Here is a 22780-nt window from a genome sequence, read left to right on the forward strand (position 1 = left end):
TCGTGCCTCGGACGGTCGTCAGAAGTTGACGCTCAGCGTGGCCTGCAGCTTGCGGCCCGTGCGGTAGACGCCGCGCGGCAGGGTCGTGGTGTTGGCGTAGGCGTAGTACTCGCTGTCGAGCAGGTTCATGGCTGAGACCGACAGGTTGACCTGTTGGCTGAAGGCGTAGCCGGCAGTGGCGTCCAGCCCCTTGTAGGACCGGACGAACATCTGGTCGCCACGGTCCAGGCCCGTGAAGTACTTCGAACGCCAGTTGTAGGTCACCCGCGCCGAGAACGGACCCATTTCGTAGAACGGGCTGACGTTGATCTGGTTCTTGGAGTTGTAGGGCAGCGGCGAGCCGTCGTCGGCCTTGCCGTCGGCGTAGGTGTAGTTGGCCAGCAGGCCGAAGCCGTGCGCATAGGTCTGCTGATAGGCCACCGACAGGCCCTTGACCGAGGCCGAGCCGGCATTGGTCGGACGGCTGATCTGGTAGGTGGTGACCGCGTTGCGCGCCTGGTTGAAGTGCTGCTCGGCGACCGACTTCTGCAGGATGTAGTTGCTGATGTCCTTGTGGAAGACTTCAGCCGACAGGATGGCTTCGGGCGCGAAGTACCATTCCACCGACGCGTCGACATTGCTCGACTTGTAGGGGTTCAGGTCCGGATTGCCGCCGCCGCCCGTCAGGATCTGGTCGGAGAGCCAGAAGTAGTTCGACATGTCGGCATAGTTCGGACGCGAGATCACCGAGGCCGCCGCGAAACGGAAGATCAGGTCGTTCGTGACATCGACGATGACGTTCACGCTGGGCAGGAAGTTGTCATATTTCTTGGTCTGGATCTTCCAGGCCCAGTCGGCCTGGGTCGTGCCGCAGCCGCTGGCGGTCTGGTTGACGCAGACATAGCCGCCGCTGTCGGACTCGGTATGCACGTAGCGCATGCCGAAGTTTCCGCGCACGTTCTCAGCCTCGAAGTTGGCCTGGCCGTAGAGGGCGTGGATGTCTTCCTTGATGCCCCAGTTCTGGGCCGTGAACTCGGCGTTGGCGAACATCGACGGCACCGGCTTGGCCTGCCACGGACGCAGATAGCCGCCGCTCTCGATGTAGTTGGCCAGGGCCTCGCCATCGATCTTGAAGCGGCCTTCCATCTGGCTGTTCACGCCATCGAAGCCCTTCAGATAGTTGCTGGGCACGATCGACGGGCTGAACTGCGACGCCGAGGCGGGGTTGCCGTACACGGAGACGGTGACGCCCGACATCGCCTGGGTCGTCTCGTGTTCACGGTACTTGTAGCCGACCTGCACGCGCTTGATCACGCCGTCGAAATCGTAGCCGGCGTCGACCTGGGCGTAGGTTTCCTTGTCGGTGGTCGGCTTGGAAACGATGTTGCCGCCCCAGCCGGCGTTATAGCCCGGCGCGCCGGGGACCGACGGATCGCCCGCGCCCCAGCCGCCGTCGAACGAGAACTTCGAGGCGTCGGCCAGCGGGTTCCCGTCCGCGGTCGGGTTGGTGTAGGTCAGGACGCCCGGAGCGCCCGGCGTGCCGGTGAAGTCGACGGTGTAGTCGGCCCAGTTCAGGAATTCGCCGTACAGCTGCTTCTTGGTGCCGCCGTCGGCCTTGGAATAGCCGACGTCGCCCGAGATATCGAACTTGTCGGCGGTCCACTTGCCGTTCAGATGGTAGCTGTCGGAGTTCAGCTCGGCTTCGCGATATTGCACGTCCAGCACGCTCAGGGCGTGCTTGAACGAGGCCTTGCGGATGACATTGTCCTGGATGGTGACGTCGGTCAGCGCGCCCAGGCTGTTCCAGGTGTTGCCCTGAAAGGCGAACAGCGACTGGTTGGTGTTGTCGTAGGTCGCCTTGATCTTCAGCCAGTCGAAGTTCAGCTCGAGAGCGTCGCTCGGCTTCCATTGCAGGGCGGCGGTGTAGCTGTCGCGCACCCGGCCCTGCTCGAAATAGGAGGCCGACAGCGAGTTGACGCCACGGGCGTTCGGATTGGCCGCCAGGGTGGCGGCGCAGGTTCCGGTGCAATTGCCGTTGGCGATCGAGCTGACCGGATTTTCCGGATTGCCGCCGTTGTAATAGCTGGCCGGAATGGTGCCGTACGACTCGATGCCGTCGCGGCGCAGTTGGTCCTTGGCGTGCTGAGCCGACAGGATGACGCCGAAGGTCTGGGCGTCATTCTTCCAGCTGAGCAGGGCCGAGGCTTGCGGGTCCGACTTCTTGGAGCGGTCGTTATAGAGGTAGCTGAGCGCGCCGGAGATCGTCGGGCTCTTCAGGTCCAGCGGCCGGCGGGTGTTGACGATCACCGTGCCGCCGATGCTGCCTTCGTCGATGCGCGGCTCGGGCGACTTGTAGACCTCGACCTTGCCGACGATCTGCGGCGCCAGAAGAGCGTAGTTGAAGGTACGGCCCGGCTGGTCAAGGATGAACCAGTCGGACGAAGCCACGGTCTGGCCGTTGAGCAGGGTGCGGTTCAGCGCCGGGTCGGTGCCCAGGATGCTGACCTTCTCGCCTTGGCCGAACTGGCGGTCGACGGTGACCCCCGGGACGATGGTCAGGGCCTCGGCGACGTTGCTGCTCGGAAACTTGCCGACGTCCTCGGCGGTGACCACGTCGATAATGGCGTCGGCCTTGCGCTTGGACTCGATCGATTGTTGCAGCGAGGCGCGGATGCCGGTGACGACAACCTCCTCGACAGCGTCCGGCGCCGCGGTCTGCGCGAAGGCGGGCGCGGCCGCCATGACCGCCAGCGCGCTGGCCGACGCGGTCAGAATGGTCTTGTGAAAGCGATTCATAACTCGGCTTCTCCCCTTTTGCCGAACCCTTGGGCTCGGAGCCGACCCCAAGCCCAATCCGATACCAATTCTTGGCGGTCGTTCGCCGAACGTGGTACCTCCCGGGCCTCGGAAGGCGACTGTGACGAAAATTTATCGGATGACAAGGCCAAAAAAGAACCAATTGCGGACCAAGATCTTATTGGTACTGAAATGGTCACGTGCTACTCCAATGACCACGGGGTGGCGCGCTTTTGCGCGGAGGATGCGGCGTTGACGATGTTTTCTGACAAGATCGGGGGACTGGAAGGACACGGCCAGGACCACGCCCCGCTCTACAGGCAACTGCAGCGCGCCCTGCGCGACGCCATCCAGAAGAAGATCCTCTCGCCCGACGACGCCCTGCCGGCCGAACGCGACCTGGCCGAGGAGTTCAGCATTTCGCGGATCACCGTGCGCAAGGCCCTGGACGGCCTGGTCAGCGAGGGCCTGCTGACCCGTCGCCAGGGCGCGGGCACCTTCGTCGCCGCCCGGGTGGAGAAGAGCTTCTCCAAGCTCTCGTCCTTCACCGAGGACATGATCTCGCGCGGGCGGGCGCCGCGCAGCGAATGGATCAGCAAGAACCAGGGCACGGTCACGCCGGAGGAGTCGCTGACTCTCGGCCTGTCGCCCGGCACCCCGGTCTATCGCTTCAACCGGATCCGCTATGCCGACGGCGCGCCGATGGCCGTGGAATATTCCACCATTCCCGCCTACGCCCTGCCCTCGGCCGACTCCGTCCAGGCCTCGCTCTACGAGGCGCTGGAGCGGACCGGCCACCGCCCCGCCCGGGCCCTGCAGCGCCTGCGCGCGGTGCTGTTCACCGCCGAGCACGCGGACCTGCTGGGCGTGCCCGCCAAGGACGCCGGCCTGCTGATCGAGCGCCGGGGCTTCCTGAAGGACGGACGGGTGGTCGAGGTGACCCAGTCCTATTATCGCGGCGACGCCTACGACTTCGTCGCCGAACTGAACGCCCTGTCCTGATCGATCCGACACCTCAACAAGGTCACAGAAACCGTCTGATGCAGCTTATTCTTGTTAATGGCCGCGTCCTGACGCCGACCGGGATCGTCGACGGCAAGGCCGTGGTGGTCCGCGACGGCCGCATCGCCGATGTCGTCGACGACGCCGCAGCGCCCGCCGGCGCTCCGCGCCACGACCTGGGCGGCGGGCTGCTGGTTCCCGGCTTCATCGACACCCAGGTCAATGGCGGCGGCGGCGTGTTGTTCAACGACTCGCCGACCGTGGAGGCCATCGCCGCCATTGGAGCGGCCCATCGTCCCTACGGCACCACCGGCTTCCTGCCGACCCTGATCAGCGACGACCTGGCCGTGGTCGACCAGGCCATGCGCGCCGCCGAGCAAGCCATTGCGGCGGGCGTTCCCGGCGTGCTGGGCGTCCACATCGAAGGCCCGTTCCTCAACGCCAAGCGCAAGGGCATCCACGATCCGAGCAAGTTCCGCGTCCTCGATGACCAGGCCCTCGCCCTGTTGAGCTCGCTCAAGCGCGGCAAGACCCTGGTGACCCTGGCCCCGGAAACCACGACGCCGGACATGGTCCGTCGGCTGACGAGCGCCGGGGTGATCGTCGCCGCCGGCCATACCAACGCCGCCTACGGCACGGTGCGCAAGGCGCTGAACGCCGGCCTGACCGGCTTCACCCACCTGTTCAACGCCATGTCGCCGCTGACCAGCCGCGAGCCGGGGGTGGTGGGCGCGGCCCTCGAAAGCCAGGCCGCCTGGTGCGGCATCATCGTCGACGGCCGTCACGTGGATCCGACCGTGCTACGCATCGCCCTGCGGACCCGGCCGCTGGACCGCTTCATGCTGGTGACCGACGCCATGCCGACGGTCGGCATGATCGACAAGAGCTTCGACCTGCAAGGCCGGCATATCCGCGTGGTCGACGGCGTCTGCATCGACGACCATGGCACCCTGGCGGGCTCGGACCTGGACATGATCGGCGCGGTGCGCAACGCCATGTCGATGCTGGGCCTGTCGTTGGAGGCGGCGGTGGGGATCGCCTCGCAGGCGCCTGCCGCCTTCCTGGGCCTGGCGGACGAGCGCGGCGCCATCGCTCCGGGCCAGGCCGCTGACCTGGTTCTGCTGGACGATGAGCTGCAGGTGCGGAAGACCTGGATCGCCGGCGCGGCCTGATCTCGCGCCGCCGGAAAAGAAAAGGGCGCCGGCTTTCACCGGCGCCCCACGTCGCTAGAGGCGACGCCCCCTAGAACTTGTACTTCACGCCGAGATAGTACTGCCGACCATAGTGCACGTACTCCTCCGAGCTCATGCGGGTGGAGTCGTCGACCTTACTGTCTTCCTGGTCGGTCAGGTTGATCAGCTCCAGGGTGACCGTGAACTTGTTGAACTCGTAGCTGACCTGGCCGTCGAGGTTGAAGGTCTTTTCCTTGATCCGCACGTCGTTGTTGTTGGTCGCCGACGGGGCGACCTGGATCAGGTAGGCGTCGCGATATGAGCCCGAGATCCGCGCCTTGAAGCCGGCGTTCTCATAATAGAGCGTGGCGTTGAAGGCGTCCGGCGACAGGTTCACCAGAGGCTGGGTGACCATCACCGCCGGCGCGGTCTGCACCCGCGGCGTGCCGCCAAAGGTCGGCGACTTGATCACATAGTCGATGTCGCTCTTGACGTGCGTGTAGTTGACGATGCCGCCGAACTTGTCGAACGGGGCCGGCAGGAAGGTGAACGGACGCTGGGCGCTCAGTTCGAAGCCCTTCAGCTTTCCACCCGGGCTGTTGATGTTCGTCGTCACCGTGAACGGCGTCGCCGTCGTGTTGCCGTTGGTCAGCAGGCTGTCGGGAAGACCGGTTTCCGACCACGGCATGACCTCGGCCGTCTGCTGGATGTAGGACTTGATGTCCTTCTGGAAGAAGCCGGCCGACAGCAGGGTTTCCTTGTCCGGATACCATTCGAAGCTGAGGTCCAGGTTGTTGGCCAGCATCGGATTGAGATCCGGGTTGCCGCGGGTCAGGGTCTGGGCGCTTTGGCTCATCGCCGTGAAACCGGGCGTCAGGTTCTGCAGCTGTGGGCGCGTCATCACCTTGGCCGCCGCGAAACGGATGAAGAAGTTTTCCAGCGGCTGGGCCGAAATGTTCAGCGCCGGCAGGGTGTTGGTGTATTCGCGATCCACGGCCTGGACCGCGTCGGTGGCCACCTGCTCGGACAGGGTGCCGAACGGCGTCGCGACGGCGACCGTCTTGTTGCCCGAATTATAATGTCCGATGGCGGACTGTTCGGTCTTGACCTGGCGCACGCCGAAATTGCCGCGCACCGGGATGTTGAAGAGGGTGTAGTCGAAGTCGCCCTGAATATAGAAGGCGGTGTCCTTTTCGGTGATCGCCCGCAGCGCGCCCAGCTGGTTGAGCACGCTCAGACGGAAGTCGCCGTTGGCGTTGATGCAGTTGCAGTCGTAGCCGATGGCCTTCTTCAGCTTGTCGAGGTCGGGCGCGATCCAGGAGGTCGGCACGCCGGCCGGCAGGTCCAGGCCGCGGCCGAAGCCGGTGATCAGGCGCGAAACATCGGCGACCGTGACGCCGGCCGGCAGGGGAAATCCGGCCTCGGCCGTGAAGGTCGTGCCCGTGGAGGCCAGATTACGCGAATAGAGGCGCTGCTCCCAGGAGTTGAAGCCATATTCCTTGTAGTCGCCGCCATAGCGCAACTTGAAGCCGTCGATGATCTCGTAGTCGACGTCGGCCCGGAAGGTCTTGAAGGTGTTGACAGCCTTGCTGGGACGCATGCGCAGCAGCGACGGGTCGCCGGCGGCGTTGCTGGGGCTGTAGGTGAAGTTGGCCGGATTGGTCGGGTCGAAGCCGTAGTTGAACGACGGCAGCTTGTCGTCGCCCGAATAGTCGTAGCTGTAGCCGTCGGTGTTGTAGCGGTCGAACGAGAAGGTGGTCTGGACCGGGTTGTCTTGGATCGAACGCGACTGACCGTAGACGACGTTCAGGTGGCCGGCGTCGCCGAACTTGGTGTCGTAGGTCAGGGTGAACTGGTTGAACTCGGTCTTCAGGTCGTCGTGGCGATACTCGACCCGGGCGTCGACGTCGTCGAACGTGCCCTTGATCAGGTGGCCCTTGTCATCGGCCTGGAAGTTGACCACGTCGGTTTGGGGCAGGCCCTGTCCGCTGCGGCTGAACGAGATGACTTCCAGATAGGTCTCGTCGCGATTGTTGGTGAACTTGGCCAGCAGCGCGTCGAGGGTGAGGGTCGAGTTCTCGGTCGGACGCCATTGCAGCGAACCGGTGACGCCCAGGCGCTTCTGGTCGTATTGCAGGCGGCCATAGCGCGGAATGCGCGGGTGCCAAAGGTTGTTGGCGGTGCCGGCGGCGGCGGTGGTCGTCGGCGTGGTGCCGCCGACGACGGTGCCGATCTGGGCGCAGGTCAGGGGCGGGCCGCTGACCGGATTATAGGCCGCGCCCGTGCAGGGGAAGGCCGTTGACGAGTTGAACGCCACGCTGGGGTTTTCCCAACGGCCGGTCGAGGAGCCCTCTTCCAGCGTCTTGCGCTCGGCGTAGGCCACCGAGATCAGGGCGCCGATCTCGCCGATGCCGGTGTCCCAGCGGTTGCTGGCCAGGAAGGTGAAGCGCGGGTCCTTCTTCCGCGACAGGTCGTTCCAGCCGACCTTGGCGCCCATGCTCAGGGCCGGGCCGCTGAAGTCGAACGGGCGCGAGGCCTGCAGGTCGATGATGGCGCCCAGCGAGCCTTCCTCGTTGGAGGCAGAGGTCGACTTGCGCACGGTGACGCTGTTGAACAGTTCCGAAGCGAAGATCGAGAAGTCGAACTGACGGCCGCGGTTGGCGCCGCCCGAGCTGTCCTTGCCGCCGGTGGTGGCCAGGGCCTCCAGGCCGTTCAGGCGCACCACGGTGAAGTCAGGACCCAGGCCGCGCACAGTGATCGTGCGGCCCTCGCCGCCGTCGCGGTCGATCGACACGCCCGGCACGCGCTGCAGCGACTCGGCCAGGTTCAGGTCGGGAAAGTCGGCGATGTCCTGGGCCTTGATGACGTCGACGAGGTCGTTCTCGCGGCGCTTGACGTCAAGCGCGTTCGCCAGGCTGGCCCGGAAGCCGGTGACTACCACCTCCTCGACCGTCGAGTCGTTGATTGGCGCCGGGGCCGGCGCCGTCTGGGCGGCGGCCGCACCGGCCATGGCCAGGGCCACAGCGATGACGCCGGTCGACGCGCCGAGCTTGAGCGCCTTGCGGCCCTTAGTGACCTGAGACAATGGTTCCTCCTCCCGTAACCACGTTTCTTTTGAACGACGCTTTGGCGTCGCCCGGCGAAGGTGCGGTTCGCGCTTCCATCCCGCGCGGCCGTTCCTTGGCCGTCTATTCTGACACCGGTGTCATGTCGACGTGCGACATTGTCCTGACACCGGTAGCAATCTAGCGGTAGCAAATGAAACCACCCGCCACAAGATGGCTATAAGGTGGCCGAGTCTGGGGACGCCGAAATCGTGTTGTTTCGGTCACATTGCAGCGCGTGGGCGTTTTCGGCGCCTCAGGCGTCGCCGAGACGGCGCTGGCTGACCTTGTTGAGCCCCTGGATGACGGCCCGTCGCTGGTCCGGTGTCAGCCCGCTGGTCCGCAGCAGGCGCAAGGCGTGGATATGGACGTCGACGGCGTCCCAGCGCCATACGCCCGCCTCGGCGCAACCGTCCACCAGGGCGCAGAGCGAAATCGCCGCCTGGTCGACGCAGGAACCGGGCAAAAAGCCTGAAACATCAATGATCCGTAGCGCCAGAGCGTAGAGCGTCGCATGGGCTTCGGCGTTGCGCGCGCTCGCCGCCGACTGGCCGAAGCGGCGGTCGATCTCGGCCAGGGCGGCGTCGAGCACCGCCAGGGAGGGCGCGCGCAGCGGCTCCATCGCCGCGTCGGCCGCGGCCAGGGCGTCCTTGGCCAGCTTGCCGCCGCCCGCCTTGACCAGGGCCGAGAGGCGGTTGGGCGCCCGGAACTTGCGGACCACGCTCATAGCTTCACCTTCGAGGGCCGCATCAGGGCGTTGATCTGGTCCTGCGACATGTTGTCGCCGGCGAGGTCGCCCAGTTCGGGCGGCAGGTCGTCGCGGCGCCGGCCTTCGACGCCGATCGGCGGCCCTTCGTTCTTGAAGCGCCGGTCGGGGCCGAGATAGCTGTCGCATTCGATGAACTGCCGCTCCTCGCGGGCGGCCCACAGGATGCGCTCCAGCAGCACCTTGGGGGTGATGGGCTTGGCGACGGTGAAGTTGGCGCCGGAGTCGCGCGCCTTGAACACCTGAGACGGGGGCGTGTGGCCGGAGACCAGGATGACGGGCACGTAGCGGTTGGCTTCCAGCGCTCCCAGCCGCAGCCACTTGACCAGTTCGTAGCCGTCGACCCCGGTCATGTTGATGGCGCTGATGACCAGGTCGAAGGTCCGTTCGCGCAGATGGACCTGGGCGACCTTGGCCGATTCGGCCCGCTGCAGCGTCTTGACGCCGAAGCCCGACACCACCTGGGCCAGCAGGTCCAGAGACGGCGCGCTGTCATCGACGATCAGCACGCTGACCTTTTCGAGATTGATGCGGGTCGAGGCCTGGAGCGGTTCGAGCATGGCTAGAAGAAGTCGAACTCGCCGGCCTCGGCCTTCCAGCCCGGATGCTGTTCGGCATGCCGCAGACGGACCACCAGGTCGGCCAGGCCCAGACCTTCCAGCAGGGGCTCGATGGCCATGTTCCATTCGCCGGACGCGTGCTGGCCGATGCGGGTCAGCACGTCGGACAGGCCGTGCAGCCGCTGGCTCAGCTCGTCCAGGGCCTGCAGCCGCGACAGGTTCTCCAGGGCCGCGCCGCCGCTGGCCAGGTCGCCGGCGATGTGTTCGCAGTCGCGGCAGATCGCCGCCGCCGCCGCCAGCTCGGCCGCCAGCCGACGCGACAGCTCGCCCACCGGAAGCTGATGGTCGTCGGGCAGGATGGCGAGCGGCGAAGCGGTCATGGGGGTCAGAACAGCTCCAGGTCGCCGCCGCTGGCGGCGGGCGCGGGGGCGGGACGGCGGACTTCGACCGGCGCGTTGTCGACGGCGACCAGGCGCTGGCGAACCCGGCCGCTGGCCGGCCAGAACTCGACCCGCCGGGCCGACAGGCCGCCGGTGCTCGAGGACACAATCGGAATGCCTTCGTCGCGCAGGAAGCGCTCGGCGAAGGCGGCGTTGCTGGCCCCCACGTCGCTGAGGCCGTCGAACAGCTTGCCGCCGCCGAAAATCTTGGCCTCGAGACGGTCGCGCCGGGCGCCCTTCTTCAGCAGGCCGTTGATCAGCAGTTCCATGGCGTAAGCGCCGTAACGGACGGCGTCGCCGTCCTTGCGGTTGTCGCCGGAGTCCGGCAGCAGGAAATGGTTCATGCCGCCGATGCCCGTGGTCGGGTCGCGCAGGCAGGCGGCGATGCACGAGCCGAGCACCGTGGTCATCACCACGTTGGGATCGGCCGAGACATGGCTTTCGCCCTGGGTGACGTGAACCTTGATCGGCGGTCCGGAGTCGTCGAGGTGGGGGTCGCTTCCGATCATGTCAGTTGCCCGAAGACTTGTTCGATCTTGTCCCGCAGGCCTTGGACGGTGAACGGCTTGACGCAGTAGTTGTTGACGCCGAACTGCACGGCGCGCTGCACCAGCTCGCGGTCGGCGCGGCCGGTCAGCATGACGAACGCTGTCTGGCGGATCGGCGGGTGCGAGCGCACCGCCCGCAGCAGGGCCAGGCCGTCCATCTTCGGCATGTTGAAGTCGGAGATGACCAGGTTGGCGGGCTTGGCCAGGAGCTGCTTGAGCGCTTCCTCGCCGTCGGGCGCCTCACGCACGTCCTTGAACCCGATCTGCTGCAGGGCGTTGCGGATCAGCGCCCGCATGGTCAGCTGGTCATCGACGACGAGAACGGAAATGGTGCTAGCTTGGGGCATGGGTTCATCGCCTCGCGGAGGCCAGATCGAGGATGGATTGGCCGATGGAGGACAGGCTGACCTGCTTCTCCACCGCGCCGAGTTCAAAGGCCGTACGCGGCATTCCGTAGACAACGCAACTCTGTTCGTCCTGGCCCAGAGTGCGCGCGCCGGCCTTGCGCATGGCCAGGAGGCCCTGGGCGCCGTCGCGGCCCATGCCGGTCAGGATCGCCCCGACCGCCTTGTCGCCGACCGCCTGGGCCACCGAGTTGAACAGCACGTCGACCGAGGGCCGATGGCCGCTGACCGGGTCGCCTTGGGTCAGGCGGCAGCGCAGTCCGGCCGAGCGCACGACTTCCAGGTGGGTTGCGCCGCCGGGCGCGACATAGACCTTGCCCGGCTCCAGCAGGGCGCCGTCGGCGGCTTCCTGCACCTTGGCGCCGCTGGCCCGGTCCAGCCGGGCGGCGAAGCTGGCGGTGAAGGTCGCCGGCATGTGCTGGGTGATCACCGTCGGCGGGCAGGTCTCGGGGAACAGGCTCAGGATCGACAGCAGGGCCTCCACCCCGCCGGTCGACGAGCCGATGGCCACGATGTCGCCGGAGGGCATGTAGTCCTTGCGGCGGACCTGCGGCTTGTCGTCGGCCTTGGTGCGGATCGAGGCGCGCGCGGCGGCCTTCACCTTGGCGGCCACCTCGTTGAGGGTGTCGGCCGTGTTGGTCGCCAGGGTCGGCTTGGCCACGCAGTCGACCGCGCCGAGCTCCAGGGCCCGCAGAGTCATCTCGGCCCCGGCCTGGGTCAGGCTGGAGACCATGACCACCGGCATCGGCCGCAGGCGCATGATCTTCTCAAGGAACTCGATGCCGTTCATGTTCGGCATCTCGATGTCGAGGGTGACGACGTCGGGATTGAGGGCCTTGATCATGCCGCGGGCCTCGAACGGGTCGCCGGCCGCGCCGACCACCTCGATCTCCGGGTCGCGGTTGAGGGCGGCCGTGATCAGGCCCCGCATGGTGGCGGAGTCGTCGACGACGAGAACGCGAATCCTGGCCATCAACGCCCCACCTTGCGATAGGCGGTCAGGCCGGCGCTTTCAAGAGCTTTAATAGAGGCACCCACGCGTTCGGAATGGCCGACATAGAGCTTGCCGCCCGGAGCGACCAGCGGCGCAAAGCGCTGCCAGACCCGTTCCTGGGTGGGCTCGTCGAAATAGATCACCACGTTGCGGCAGAAGATGGCGTCGAACGGCCCCTTCATCGGCCAGTTGGGGCCGTTGAGATTCAGCTCGCGGAACGCCACCAGGCTGCGCGCGGCCTCGCCGACCCGAAAGCTGCGGCGGTCGCTGGCGTCGCGCTCGAAATGCTGGCTGCGGACCTGGGCCGGAATGCCTTCGAGCAGCTGTTCCTCGTAGATCGCGGCCCGGCCGGTGGCCAGGACGTTGGTGTCGATGTCGGTGCCCAGGATCCGGATGTCTAGGTCGGCCGCGTTCGGCCACACCGACAGCACGGTGAAGGCCATCGAATAGGGCTCCTGGCCCGACGAACAAGCCGCCGACCACAGGCGCAAGCGTCCGCCGGCCCGGACCTTGTCGGCCATCGGCTCCAGGATGTTGGCGCGCAGGTCGTCGAAATGGTGTGGCTCGCGGAAGAAGCGGGTGACGTTGGTGGTCAGGGCCCGCAGCATGTGCTGCTGCTCGTCGATATCGCCGTCCTGGCTGACGAACGCGCAGTACTCCTGGAAGCTCGTTAGCCCCAGGGTGCGCAGGCGCTTGGCCAGGCGCGAATAGACCAGCGTCGCCTTGCTGTCAGGCAGGCTGATGCCGGCCTGGGCGTAGAGCAGGGCCGCGATCCGCTTGAAGTCGGCGCTCGTGAAGGCGAACTCGCCATCGACGAGGGCCTCGCGGCGATCCGTGAAGGAGGTCGAGGAGGTGGTCATCTAGGCGGCCATGGCCTCGCGCTCGGGGAGCAGGCGGTCCAGCGAGATCTCGCTGATCATCCGCCCTTCGATGGAAATAATGCCGCGCACGAAGTGACGGACGTTCTCGCAGGCGATGTCGGGCGTCGGCTGGCACATGTCGTCGGTGATCGACAGGATGTCGGACACCGCGTCGACCAGCAGGCCGACGGTGCGGTCGCCAGCCTGGACGACGATGAACACGCTGCGCACGTTCGGCTCGGTGATCGGCATGCCGATGCGGGCGGCCAGGTCCATGATCGGCAGCACCGCGCCGCGCAGGTTGATCACGCCGCGCATGTAGGCGGGCGACTGCGGCAGGGTGGTGGCCGGGCTCCAGCCGCGGATCTCGCGGACGGCCATGATGTCCACGCAATATTCCTGCTGACCGACGCGGAACGAGATCAGTTCGCGGGTCTCGGCGCTGGGATTGGGGTGGGTGGCGGGTTCGGTCATCGGGCTATTCCGCGGCGATGAGGTTCGGGTCGGCGGGACGGGGCGGTTCGCGGCGACGCAGGTTGATCACCGCGTCGACGTCGAGGATCAGGGCCACGCGGCCGTCGCCGAGGATGGTCGCGGCGGCCACGCCCTCCACCTGCTGGTAGTTCTGCTCGAGCGACTTGATGACCACCTGGCGCTGGCCGTGGATGGCGTCGGCCACCAGGGCGGCGCGCGAGCCGTCCTCGCCCTCGACCAGCAGGACCACGCCCTCGGTCGCGGCCGGCGAATGGTCGCGATAGTTCAGGGTCAGGCCCACGTCGATCAGCGGCACGAAACTGTCGCGCACGGCCAGCACATGGCCGGAAGGACCCAGCGGACGGATTTCCTCGGCCTTGGGCCGCAGGCTCTCGACGATGCAGGCCAGCGGGATCACCAGGGTCTCGCCGGCCACGTCGACCACCATGCCGTCGAGGACGGCCAGGGTCAGCGGCAGGCTGAGGGTGAAGGTCGAGCCCAGGCCCGGACGCGAGGTGATCGAGATGCGGCCGCCCAACGCCTGGACGCTGCGCTTGACCACGTCCATGCCGACGCCGCGGCCCGAGACGTCCGAGATCTTGTCGGCGGTCGAGAAGCCCGGCAGGAAGATCAGGTTGTCGATCTCTTCGTCCGTGAGCTGAATGTCCGGCGAGATCAGCCCCTTCTTGACGGCGATCGACAGCACCCGCTCGCGGTTGATGCCCTTGCCGTCGTCCTGCACCTCGATGACGATCCGGCCGCTGCGGTGCAGGGCCGCCAGGCGCACGACGCCTTCGGGATTCTTGCCGGCCGCCTTGCGCTCCTCGGGGCTTTCCAGCCCGTGGTCGATGGCGTTGCGCAGCATGTGGGTGATCGGATCGGCCAGACGCTCGATGACCGTCTTGTCGACCTCGGTGTTCTCGCCGTCCATCACCAGCCGGGCCTGCTTGCCCGTCATGTTGGCGACTTCGCGGACCAGGCGCGGCATGCGCTGGAACACCGACTTCACCGGCTGGGCGCGGATGGCCATGACGCTGTCCTGGATCTCGCGGGTGAGCTGTTCCAGCTCATCCAGACCCATGGCCAGGTTCGAGGAGGGGGCGATGCCGTATTCGCCGACCCGCTGGGCCAGCATGGCCTGGTTGATGACCAGTTCGCCGACCAGGTCGATCAGACGATCGATGCGTTCGGGGTCGACGCGGATCACCGACTGGCCGGGACCGGGCACGTCGATCTGGGCCGGCTTGACGGCGGCCGGGGCGTTGGCGGCGATCGGCGGGGCGGCGGGCTTGGGCGCCGGGGCGACCGGCGCAGCGACGGCGATCTCGGGGGCCGGAGCCGCCACGACCGGCGCTTCGATCGGCGCCTCGAGGGTGTCCGCTTCGACGGCCGGCGCGGGCGCGGCGACTTGCAGCAGGGCCGCCAGCATGTCGGCGACCGGCGCCTCGCCGCGGGTGATTTCCAGTTCGCAGTCGCCGTCGACGAATTCGAAGACCTCGCGGATGGCCTCTTCGCCCTGCTCGGTCTCGACCCGGACGCTCCAGGTCACATAGGCGGCTTCAGGATCGAGGAATTCCAGCGCCGGCATGGCGCTGTCGTCCAGCGTCGCCTGGATCGGGCCCAGGCGGGACAGCTCGCGCAGCAGCAGGCCGGTCTCGTTGGCCTTGCGATAGAGGTCCGACTTCGGACGGATCGACACCGTCCAGACATTGTCGTCGAGCACCGCCGCATCGGCGGCCTGGTCGTCGAGGCTGATGGTCATGGGCTGGAAGTCGAACCCGAGATCGTCATCGTCCAGGCCGTCATCGGCGCCGATGACGATCGGCGCGGGCATCTCGAACGACTCGGCTTCTGCGGCGACCGGCGCGGCGGCGGGCGCGGCGTTGGGGTCGGTCCAGGCCTTCAGTTCGGCGGCCATGGCGGCCGAGGCGTCCATGTCGACCATGCCCAGGCCGCGGGCGGCGCTGACGTGGTCGGCCAGGACGTCCGAAGCGCGCAGCAGCACGGCGGTCAGATCGGCGGTGCCGGGGATCTCGTTCGACCGCAGCGCGTCGAGCAGCGTCTCGAACACGTGGGCGAAGCGCACCAGCGGTTCCAGGCCGAAGGCCCCTGCCCCGCCCTTGATCGAGTGCACCGCCCGGAAGACGGCGTTGACGGTGTCGCCGTCGTCGTTGCCGTCCTGCATGGCCAGGAGCCCGCCTTCAAGATCGGCGAGCAGTTCCTCGCATTCCTGAAAGAAGGTGACCTTGATGGCCTCTAGCTCGTCCATTCCCCGACTTCCTAAAAAGCGCCCTGGTGCCTAGCAGTCCGACGATCAGGCCGCGACGCGGCGGATGGCCTCAACCAGCTTCTCGGGATTGAACGGCTTGACGATCCAGCCGGTCGCGCCGGCTTCACGGGCCCGCTGCTTCTTGCTGGGGTCGCTTTCCGTGGTCAGCACCAGAATCGGGATGGCGCGATAGTCGTCGTCGACCCGCACCGCCTCGATGAAGCCGAAGCCGTCCAGCTTGGGCATGTTGATGTCGGTGATGATCACGTCGGGGCGATGGGCGGACAGGACTTCCAGCCCGTGCTCGCCGTCGACGGCTTCGACGACATTGAACCCGGCGCCGGCGAGGGCCATGCGCAGCATGTCCCGCATCGTCCGCGAGTCATCGACCGTGAGGACAGTACGCGTCACGATGCAGCTCCTTGAATGTCCGTCGACAGCAACGCCCCTTCGGCGCCGAATAGACGGATGGTTTCCACGAAGGCCTCCGAGGGGGCCGTGATCGAAAAAGGCTTGCCGTCCTGGTCCCACGCCTTGCGGGCGGCGAGCAGGACCTGCAGGCACAGGCCGCCGAGACGGCGAACCTGGTCGGCATGGACCTCGATGTCCTGGCCGCGGCGTTGCATGAACGCCTGCTTGAGCGGCCCCGAAGCCTTGAGATCAAGGGTTTCGGGCAGGGCGATCGCTGTCGTCATCAGAACTCCTCCCAGCCGTCGCTGGCGGGGGCGGCGGCCGTGGCGGCCCGGCCCGGACGGGCGAAGGCGTTGAGGCGCGCGCGCTGCTCGGCCACGGGATTGTAGGCCGGGGCGTGCTCAGTCGGATCGGCCATACGGGGGCGCTCGTACGAGGCCTGCTGGCGGCCGTCGCCGACCTGGAAGCGCCCGATCAGGCGCACCAGTTCGCCGGTCTCGCCCTTCAGCGAGTGAGTGGCGGCGGTCGACTGCTCGACCATCGCCGCATTTTGCTGAGTGACCTGGTCCATCTGGTTGACGGCGGTGTTGACCTCGTTGAGGCCGGTCGCCTGCTCGGCGGCCGAGGCGGCGATCTCGGTGACCAGGGCGTCGATCTCGCCGACCTTGGTGACGATCCGCTGCAGGGCCTCGCCGGTCTGGCCGACCAGGCTGACGCCCTGGCTGACCTGCTGGGTCGAGGACGAGATCAGGGTCTTGATCTCCTTGGCCGCTTCGGCCGAGCGCTGGGCCAGGGCCCGCACTTCCTGGGCGACGACCGCGAAGCCGCGGCCCGCATCGCCGGCCCGGGCCGCCTCGACCCCGGCGTTCAGGGCCAGCAGGTTGGTCTGGAAGGCGATCTCGTCGATGACGCCGATGATCTGGTTGATCTTCTTGGACGAGTCCTCGATGGCGCCCATGGCCGAGACGGCCTCGTGCACGACCTGACCCGAATGGGTGGCTTCGCCGCGGGTGCTGGAGACGACTTCCGAGGCCTGCTTGGCGCCGCTGGCCGTGCGGCGCACGGTGGCGGTCAGCTCGTCAAGCGCGGCGGCGGTCTCTTCCAGGCTGGCGGCCTGTTGCTCGGTGCGGCGCGACAGGTCGTCCGAAGCGTGGGCGATCTCGTCGGCGCCGGTGCGCAGGCCGTCGGTCGAGGCGGCGATGACCTTGATGGTTTCCTGCAGCTGGGTGATCGCGGCGTTGAAGTCGTCCTTCAGCTTGCGATATTCGCCGGGGAAGTCGGCCTGGACCCGGAAGGTCAGGTCGCCCTGGGCCAGGCGCTCCAGCGCCTCGGCCAGCGACGAGACCACCAGGGCGTTCTCGCGGGCGGCGGCGGCGGCGGCCTCTTCCTTGGCCCGACGCTCGTCGGCGGTCAGGGCGGCGGACTTCTCCTGCTCGGCGCGCAGCTGTTCAAGGTTCAGCTGGTTGTCGCGAAACACCTTCAGCGACCGGACGATCGCGCCCAGTTCGTCGCCGCGGGTCAGCTTTTCCAGGTCGATGCCGTTGTCGCCCTTGGACAGCTTCTCGGTCGCGCCGGCGATGTCGCCGATCGACTTGCGGGTGGTCATCACGGTCATGAAGGCCAGGCCCGCGACCGCGCCCAGGGTGATCAGCGACAGGATGATCGTGGCGCTCATCGCGGCGGTGGCTTCGGCCTGCTTCTTGGCCGTTTCGACCTCGACGCGCTGGTTGGCCGAGGCGACAACCTCGTCCAGCTGGGCGGTCATCTTCGCATATTGCTCTTCGAACGGAGCGATGAAGCCGGCGGCCATACCGAAGTCGACGCCGATCATGCCGCTGACGGTGTCGATGGCGCTACGGCATTCGTCGAGCGACTTGACCAGTTCGGCGATCTTCGGCTGCTCGCTGGCGGGCAGCTTGGTCTTCAGCGCCGTCAGGTCCTTCTTGATCGAGTCGATCTCGGTGAGGATCGCGGCCATGCGAGCGTCGTTCTTGTCGACCTCGATGTTGCCCGCCTTGTGGGTCATCACCTTGAAGAGTTCGCCGTTGATGTTGGAGATCCGCTTGGAGATCACCTGGATCTGCATGTTCTCGCGCATGTCGTTCTCGACGACCTGCTTGAGTGCGGCGGACTGGCTCTTCTGAACCACGATCGCTCCGCCGGCCATCAGGGCCAGCATCAACAGGGCGAACGCCGGCGCGAAGCCGATTTTGATGATCAACGGCAGATCGACGAGCCGGAAGCGCTTCATCGTGATTATCCCCTCAAGCAGCGATCCGCGCGCACGGATCACCAACGTCGAGGGGGATCATCAGGGTATATTCCTAATAGTTCCTGACTTTGGTTAAGATCGCTTGGCCGCAGGGGGTGTCGCACCCGCAAAAACGCCGGCCCGGAGGCGTCCCGAGCCCGCCGGACGGCCGCGCTGGCGGGTTTTCGCGCCGTTTCCGCCCTCGCCCCTATATAGAGTCTAATTTCAAATCTATTCGCCAGCTTGGCAAGCATTCGTAGTTAATAGCAAATAAACGAATACATTTCCGCCCTGACTCAGAATATTTTAACTCGCACCTGCGAAAAAGCTCAGGCGTCCGGACGACGCGACGTCCGAAGGGCGAGACACACTATTAGGAGCAGCGGGATGAAATATCCGATCGCTATTGCCGCGGGAATCGCTGGCAGCTTTTTCGTCGCTCAAGCCGCCTCGGCGGCTGGCGGCTTTGAAGATCAAATGGGCCGTTGCCTGCAACAGTTCGCCAACACTCGCGACGCCGCCCAGGTGATGCTTGAGTGCACGGCCGACGCCGGCAAGCTGACCGAGTGCAAGGTCGTGGACAACAGCGCCGCGGGCAAGGGCTTCGACAAGGCCGCCATGTGCATCGCTGAAAAGCTGCCGATGGGCGCCAAGACCGGCACCGTGAAGGTCCCGTTCCGCTTCCCGGGCGGCGCGTAAGTTCTAAAGCTCCCTTCTGGGACCTGAAACACGCCTCCGCTGGCTCGGCCGGAGCGTCCTTAGAGGGGGCGTTCCGCGCAGAGCCCGCGGGGGCGTTTTGCGTTCTAAAGGATCGGAACGCACGCGCAATTGAGGTACACTTCGCACTCTCAAGAAACGCGTATGATCCGCACCGCTCCTTTTCGCGTCCATGGCGCGCAAGCCGTTCGTCTGCCGAAGGACGTGGCCTTCCCAGAAGGCGTGTGGTCGGTGACCGTGCTGCGCGACGGCAAGCGCCGGATGATCGTTCCCTCAGACACGGTTTGGGACGATTTCTTCGAGGCGCCAGGCCTCGATCTCGTTGATCGCGACCAGCTCGCTACGCAAGGTCGTCAAGGCTTCCAGAGTTTTACCACGCCCTGATCCGGCAGGACGAGGCCAGATGGGAACGCCCCCTTTCCATCTCCGTCTCCCCGGCGAAGGCCGGTCCAGATCATAGGGCTGTGTGTTCCGGGTGAGCTCCCAGCACCGCGGCTGAATCTGGGCCCCGGCCTTCGCCGGGGAGACGGGAAAGGGGATTTCAACCTTCAACCGCCGCGCTTGATCGTCTCGCGGGCGATGACCAGCTGCTGGATCTGGCTGGCGCCCTCGTAGATGCGGAAGATCCGCACGTCGCGGTATAGCCGCTCAATGCCATAGTCGGCGACATAGCCCGCCCCGCCGAAGATCTGCACCGCCCGGTCGGCGACCCGGCCGACCATCTCCGAGGCGAACAGCTTGGCGGCCGCGACCTCCAAGGTGACGCCCTGGCCGGCGTCGCGCTGACGGGCGGTCTCCAGGACCAGGGCCCGGGCGGCCAGGGCCTCGGTCTTGCTGTCGGCGATCATCGCCTGGATCAACTGGAAACTGGCGATCGGCTGGCCGAACTGCCTGCGCTCGCCGGCATAGGCCACGCAGTCGACCAGCAGCCGCTCAGCCACCCCGACGCAGACGGCGGCGATGTGCAGCCGGCCGCGGTCGAGCACCTGCATGGCCACCTTGAAGCCCTCGCCCTCCGCCCCCAGCCGGTTCCAGGCCGGGACGCGGACATTGTCGAAGACCACGTCGTGGATGTGGGCGCCCTGCTGGCCCATCTTCTTCTCGGGCTTGCCGACCGACAGGCCCGGCAGGTCGCGCGGGACCAGGAAGGCCGAGACGCCCGCCGCGCCCTTCACCTGCGGATCGGTGCGGGCCATCACCGTGAACAGCGAAGCCTTGCCGGCGTTGGTGATGTAGCGCTTGGACCCGCTCAGCACATAGTCGTCGCCGTCGCGCACCGCCCGGGTCTGGACGGCGGCGCTGTCGGACCCCGCCTCGGCCTCGGTCAGGGCGAAGGCGGTGATGATCTCGCCCGAAGCGATGCCCGGCAGCCATCTGGCCTTCTGCTCATCCGTGCCGAACATCACCAGGCCCTGGCTGCCGATGCCGACATTGGTGCCGAACACCGAGCGGAAGGCCGGCGAGGCGCGGCCCAGTTCGAAGCAGACCAGGCATTCCTCTTCCATGTTCAGCCCCAGGCCGCCGAACGCCTCGGGGATCGACAGGCCGAACAGCCCCAGGCCCTTCATCGCCTCGACGATCTCGGCGGGCACCGCGTCGTCCTCGGCGACCTTGGCCTCGATCGGCCGCAGCCGCTCGGCCACGAAGCGGCGCACGGCGTCGATCAGCTGTTCGCGGGTCTCCAGGTCCAAAGCCAAGGCGCGCTCCTCCTGCGTCAAACGCTTGTTTTGCGCAGACTGTAGCGAGGCGGTTCAGGAAGGAAAGAGTCCTAGAAGCGCGACCGCCAGGCGGCCAGGACGCCCAGCGCCGGGTCGGCGTCGGCGCGGTGGCCGGGCTGGAAGGCGACGCCGGCCCGGGCGCTGAACGTCCGCAGCGGTCCCAGGGCGCGTTCCATGCCGAGGTTCAGGTCGAGTTCGCGGCCGTCCGGCGCGGCGCTGATCCGCCGGGTCGAGAAGGTCAGCGGATCGTCATAGGCCAGCGGAACGTCGGCCAGGACCGCCTGGAACCGGCCGCGCTCGATGCGCAACGGCTGGGCCAGTTCGAGCGTCAGCCGCGAGCAGCCCCAGCCGACCAGGCGGCAATCGGCCCCCGCCGACAGTCGCCAGGCGCTGCTGACCGCCTTGTCCAGGTCGATCAAGCCGCCGTCCGCCACAGTCCTGCCGACCGCGAACTCGGCGTGCAGCCACAGGCCCGGCCGCGGCGCCAGGTCGAGGCTGGCGGCTCCGAACCGGGTGCGGGCCGGCAGGGCCAGGCTCGAGCCCGGCGCCAGGTAGGAGCCGAGCGGCCCCAGCGGCTCGTCCAGGGCCCCGCCGGTCAGGCTGACCACCGCGCCGCCGATCCGGGTCATGCCGGTGGCCGAGGCGTAGCGCGAGCCCTCCAGTTCGGTCAGCTGAAGCGGCTGGCGCGGATGGGCCGAGCCCTGCTCGGCCAGCAGGGCGAAGCGGCTCAGGCTCAGGGTCCCCTGGGTGGTCCGATCCGGCTGGGCGATGCGCTGGAAGGCGTCGCGACCGGCCAGCCCGGCCGGGGCCGCCGCCCCGCCCTGGCCCTGCCACGTCGACAGGCTGAACCGCCCATAGGCGGCCTGCATCCGCACCGACCGCATCGACTGGGGTCCAAAGGCCAGGGAGGGAGCCGGATCGTTCGGCCGCGCCTCGAACACCGGGGCCTCGACCGAGACCGCCAGGTTCAGGCCGCCCAGGGCCGGGCCGCCGAGCACCACCTGGGTCGAGGCCTGGACCGGCGAGGCCGGCGTCGGGCTGCGCTGGCGCTCGCCCGGCAGGCCGTTGGCCAGGTTCACCTGGAACAGGCGATTGTAGTCGTCGTGGATCACCGTCCGCAGGCCGCCGCCCCGCTGCAGGGCCGCGCCAAAGGCGGTCGCCACGCTGCCGCCGAGGCCGGCGCCGGTCAGGGCCACCGCCCCGCCGTCGGCCGTCGGCAGGCTGCTGGTCCCGACCGGCGCGAAGGCCCGGGCCAGGTCCAGGGCGCCGCGGCCATAGGTGGTGTCGGTCCCGGTCGGACCGGTGTCGGCGGCGGTGCGCAGCAGGATGTCGACGGCGTCGCGGCCGGAGATGTTCGGAAAGGCCTGCAGCAGCAGGGCCAGGGCCCCGGCGACCTGCGGGGCGGCGAACGAGGTGCCCGACACCTCCCAGCATTCGGTGCTGGTGCAGTCGGTGGTCAGCTTGTCGCCGGGGGCGGCGATATAGCCGTTGGCGGTCACGCCGGCCTTGTTCGAATAGTCAGCCAGCACCCCGGCCTGGGTCAGGGCCCCGACGGCGATCACCGCGCCGGCGAAGCGGCTGTCGGTGGCGTAACGGGCCGGCCAGGACGGATCGGCGGCGCTCTCGTTGCCAGCCGCCACGGCGACCACGGTCCCGGCCGCGGCGGCGCGGACCAGGGCCGCCTCGAAGCTCGCGCCGAGCGGCGCGTCGCCGCCCAGCGACAGGTTGACCACCTTGGCCCCCTTAGTCACGGCGTAGTCGAGGGCGCGGGCCAGGTCGGTGGAGCCGAACACGCAGTCGGGGCAGTCGGTCGTGGCGTGACTGCTGTCGTCGGCGCGGATCGACAGAATGGTCGAGCTGTAGGCCACCCCCAGCGTTCCGGCGCCGTTGAACCGTCCGGCGATGATGTCGGCCACCCGGGTGCCGTGGCGATCCGTACCGGTCGGAACGCCGCGCGAGCCGACGATGTCGGTGGAATCGGCGGACAGCGCCCCGACCAGGTCGGGTTGCGAGCCGTCGACGCCGGTGTCGATCACCGCGACCGTGACCCCCTGCCCGCTGGCCCCCTTGCCATAGGCGACGTCGGCATGGATCGCGGCCAAGCCCCAGCTGCGCTGGTATTCGGCGCTGCCGGCGGTCGGGCCCGGTGGTGGAACCGGCGCGGGCGGAGGGATCGGAGGCGTCACGGCCACCGTCGGCGCCGGTCCCGAGCCGCCGCCTCCGCCGCCGCCGCCGCCGCAGGCGACCAGCGGCAGGGTCGCCGCCAAGGCCAGGATCACCGGACGATTCCGTCGTGACATGACGAAAGTCGCCAT

General features: G+C 67.5%; 20 protein-coding genes. 4 read left to right on the forward strand and 16 right to left on the reverse strand.

The features are described 5' to 3' along the window. Positions 1–18: 18 nt before the first annotated feature. Complete coding sequence (locus tag ACIPQB_RS14290) at positions 19–2775, reverse strand: TonB-dependent receptor (RefSeq protein WP_446485904.1); 2757 nt, start codon at positions 2773–2775, stop codon at positions 19–21. Between the two features lie 258 nt (positions 2776–3033). On the opposite strand from ACIPQB_RS14290, the gene ACIPQB_RS14295 reads away from it, so the two are divergent. Both ACIPQB_RS14295 and nagA read left to right on the forward strand, forming a co-directional pair. Next, complete coding sequence (locus tag ACIPQB_RS14295) at positions 3034–3777, forward strand: GntR family transcriptional regulator (protein WP_446485962.1); 744 nt, start codon at positions 3034–3036, stop codon at positions 3775–3777. A 38-nt stretch (positions 3778–3815) separates the two neighbouring features. Then, complete coding sequence (gene nagA / locus ACIPQB_RS14300) at positions 3816–4949, forward strand: N-acetylglucosamine-6-phosphate deacetylase (protein ID WP_446485905.1); 1134 nt, start codon at positions 3816–3818, stop codon at positions 4947–4949. A 70-nt stretch (positions 4950–5019) separates the two neighbouring features. On the opposite strand, the gene ACIPQB_RS14305 is transcribed toward nagA, so the two are convergent. The 13 genes from ACIPQB_RS14305 to ACIPQB_RS14365 all read right to left on the reverse strand — a co-directional run bounded on the left by ACIPQB_RS14305 (position 5020) and on the right by ACIPQB_RS14365 (position 18030). Beyond that, positions 5020–8034, reverse strand: coding sequence for a TonB-dependent receptor (locus ACIPQB_RS14305; RefSeq protein WP_446485906.1), 3015 nt, complete (start codon positions 8032–8034; stop codon positions 5020–5022). A 275-nt stretch (positions 8035–8309) separates the two neighbouring features. Next, positions 8310–8780, reverse strand: a complete 471-nt coding sequence (locus ACIPQB_RS14310) for a chemotaxis protein CheE (RefSeq protein ID WP_446485907.1) — start codon at positions 8778–8780, stop codon at positions 8310–8312. Beyond that, positions 8777–9379 (reverse strand): response regulator, encoded by a 603-nt coding sequence (locus ACIPQB_RS14315; protein ID WP_446485908.1) that lies wholly within the window; start codon positions 9377–9379, stop codon positions 8777–8779. The genes ACIPQB_RS14310 and ACIPQB_RS14315 overlap by 4 nt, the downstream gene beginning before the upstream one ends. Positions 9380–9381: 2 nt before the next feature. Further along, positions 9382–9759 (reverse strand): chemotaxis protein CheU, encoded by a 378-nt coding sequence (locus tag ACIPQB_RS14320; protein ID WP_446485909.1) that lies wholly within the window; start codon positions 9757–9759, stop codon positions 9382–9384. A gap of 5 nt (positions 9760–9764) precedes the next feature. Then, positions 9765–10328, reverse strand: a complete 564-nt coding sequence (locus ACIPQB_RS14325) for a chemotaxis protein CheD (RefSeq protein WP_446485910.1) — start codon at positions 10326–10328, stop codon at positions 9765–9767. Further along, positions 10325–10714 carry a response regulator gene (locus tag ACIPQB_RS14330; RefSeq protein WP_446485911.1) on the reverse strand — a complete coding sequence of 130 codons (390 nt, stop codon included), beginning with the start codon at positions 10712–10714 and terminating at the stop codon, positions 10325–10327. Before ACIPQB_RS14330 ends, ACIPQB_RS14325 begins: the two co-directional genes overlap by 4 nt. A 4-nt stretch (positions 10715–10718) precedes the next feature. Beyond that, entirely contained in the window at positions 10719–11744 is a 1026-nt protein-coding gene (locus ACIPQB_RS14335) for a protein-glutamate methylesterase/protein-glutamine glutaminase (RefSeq protein WP_446485912.1), read from the reverse strand. Next, positions 11744–12625 carry a CheR family methyltransferase gene (locus ACIPQB_RS14340; protein ID WP_446485913.1) on the reverse strand — a complete coding sequence of 294 codons (882 nt, stop codon included), beginning with the start codon at positions 12623–12625 and terminating at the stop codon, positions 11744–11746. Before ACIPQB_RS14340 ends, ACIPQB_RS14335 begins: the two co-directional genes overlap by 1 nt. Further along, positions 12626–13099 (reverse strand): chemotaxis protein CheW, encoded by a 474-nt coding sequence (locus ACIPQB_RS14345; RefSeq protein ID WP_446485914.1) that lies wholly within the window; start codon positions 13097–13099, stop codon positions 12626–12628. 4 nt (positions 13100–13103) lie between these two features. Beyond that, positions 13104–15368 carry a chemotaxis protein CheA gene (locus ACIPQB_RS14350; protein WP_446485915.1) on the reverse strand — a complete coding sequence of 755 codons (2265 nt, stop codon included), beginning with the start codon at positions 15366–15368 and terminating at the stop codon, positions 13104–13106. A gap of 45 nt (positions 15369–15413) precedes the next feature. Then, on the reverse strand, positions 15414–15779 hold the full coding sequence (locus tag ACIPQB_RS14355; RefSeq protein ID WP_028038734.1) for a response regulator: 366 nt from the start codon (positions 15777–15779) through the stop codon (positions 15414–15416). Beyond that, entirely contained in the window at positions 15776–16063 is a 288-nt protein-coding gene (locus ACIPQB_RS14360; protein ID WP_446485916.1) for an STAS domain-containing protein, read from the reverse strand. The genes ACIPQB_RS14355 and ACIPQB_RS14360 overlap by 4 nt, the downstream gene beginning before the upstream one ends. Further along, entirely contained in the window at positions 16063–18030 is a 1968-nt protein-coding gene (locus ACIPQB_RS14365; RefSeq protein ID WP_446485917.1) for a methyl-accepting chemotaxis protein, read from the reverse strand. Before ACIPQB_RS14365 ends, ACIPQB_RS14360 begins: the two co-directional genes overlap by 1 nt. Before the next feature lie 387 nt (positions 18031–18417). Here ACIPQB_RS14365 and ACIPQB_RS14370 point away from each other — a divergent pair, with 387 nt between their 5' ends. After that, positions 18418–18729 carry a hypothetical protein gene (locus tag ACIPQB_RS14370; RefSeq protein ID WP_012284370.1) on the forward strand — a complete coding sequence of 104 codons (312 nt, stop codon included), beginning with the start codon at positions 18418–18420 and terminating at the stop codon, positions 18727–18729. Positions 18730–18891: 162 nt separating this feature from the next. Beyond that, entirely contained in the window at positions 18892–19131 is a 240-nt protein-coding gene (locus ACIPQB_RS14375) for an antitoxin (RefSeq protein WP_446485918.1), read from the forward strand. Between the two features lie 164 nt (positions 19132–19295). Here ACIPQB_RS14375 and ACIPQB_RS14380 read toward each other — a convergent pair whose 3' ends face one another. Further along, on the reverse strand, positions 19296–20444 hold the full coding sequence (locus ACIPQB_RS14380; RefSeq protein ID WP_446485919.1) for an acyl-CoA dehydrogenase family protein: 1149 nt from the start codon (positions 20442–20444) through the stop codon (positions 19296–19298). A gap of 71 nt (positions 20445–20515) precedes the next feature. Further along, the gene (locus ACIPQB_RS14385) at positions 20516–22765 is read right to left on the reverse strand and encodes a S8 family peptidase (protein ID WP_446485920.1); all 2250 of its coding nucleotides are present in this window, start codon (positions 22763–22765) and stop codon (positions 20516–20518) included. Positions 22766–22780: the final 15 nt, after the last annotated feature.

Source organism: Caulobacter sp. LARHSG274 (genome assembly GCF_052871235.1).

Bases quoted from the DNA above. Each gene is read 5' to 3' on its own strand.
- ACIPQB_RS14295 (WP_446485962.1), top strand. From the start codon at position 3,034: ATGTTTTCTGACAAGATCGGGGGACTGGAAGGACACGGCCAGGACCAC.
- ACIPQB_RS14350 (WP_446485915.1), bottom strand. From the start codon at position 15,368: ATGGACGAGCTAGAGGCCATCAAGGTCACCTTCTTTCAGGAATGCGAG.
- ACIPQB_RS14340 (WP_446485913.1), bottom strand. From the start codon at position 12,625: ATGACCACCTCCTCGACCTCCTTCACGGATCGCCGCGAGGCCCTCGTC.
- ACIPQB_RS14335 (WP_446485912.1), bottom strand. From the start codon at position 11,744: ATGGCCAGGATTCGCGTTCTCGTCGTCGACGACTCCGCCACCATGCGG.
- ACIPQB_RS14375 (WP_446485918.1), top strand. From the start codon at position 18,892: ATGATCCGCACCGCTCCTTTTCGCGTCCATGGCGCGCAAGCCGTTCGT.
- ACIPQB_RS14320 (WP_446485909.1), bottom strand. From the start codon at position 9,759: ATGACCGCTTCGCCGCTCGCCATCCTGCCCGACGACCATCAGCTTCCG.
- ACIPQB_RS14345 (WP_446485914.1), bottom strand. From the start codon at position 13,099: ATGACCGAACCCGCCACCCACCCCAATCCCAGCGCCGAGACCCGCGAA.
- ACIPQB_RS14325 (WP_446485910.1), bottom strand. From the start codon at position 10,328: ATGATCGGAAGCGACCCCCACCTCGACGACTCCGGACCGCCGATCAAG.
- ACIPQB_RS14365 (WP_446485917.1), bottom strand. From the start codon at position 18,030: ATGAAGCGCTTCCGGCTCGTCGATCTGCCGTTGATCATCAAAATCGGC.
- ACIPQB_RS14290 (WP_446485904.1), bottom strand. From the start codon at position 2,775: ATGAATCGCTTTCACAAGACCATTCTGACCGCGTCGGCCAGCGCGCTG.
- ACIPQB_RS14360 (WP_446485916.1), bottom strand. From the start codon at position 16,063: ATGACGACAGCGATCGCCCTGCCCGAAACCCTTGATCTCAAGGCTTCG.
- ACIPQB_RS14385 (WP_446485920.1), bottom strand. From the start codon at position 22,765: ATGTCACGACGGAATCGTCCGGTGATCCTGGCCTTGGCGGCGACCCTG.
- ACIPQB_RS14310 (WP_446485907.1), bottom strand. From the start codon at position 8,780: ATGAGCGTGGTCCGCAAGTTCCGGGCGCCCAACCGCCTCTCGGCCCTG.
- ACIPQB_RS14370 (WP_012284370.1), top strand. From the start codon at position 18,418: ATGAAATATCCGATCGCTATTGCCGCGGGAATCGCTGGCAGCTTTTTC.
- ACIPQB_RS14315 (WP_446485908.1), bottom strand. From the start codon at position 9,379: ATGCTCGAACCGCTCCAGGCCTCGACCCGCATCAATCTCGAAAAGGTC.
- nagA (WP_446485905.1), top strand. From the start codon at position 3,816: ATGCAGCTTATTCTTGTTAATGGCCGCGTCCTGACGCCGACCGGGATC.
- ACIPQB_RS14330 (WP_446485911.1), bottom strand. From the start codon at position 10,714: ATGCCCCAAGCTAGCACCATTTCCGTTCTCGTCGTCGATGACCAGCTG.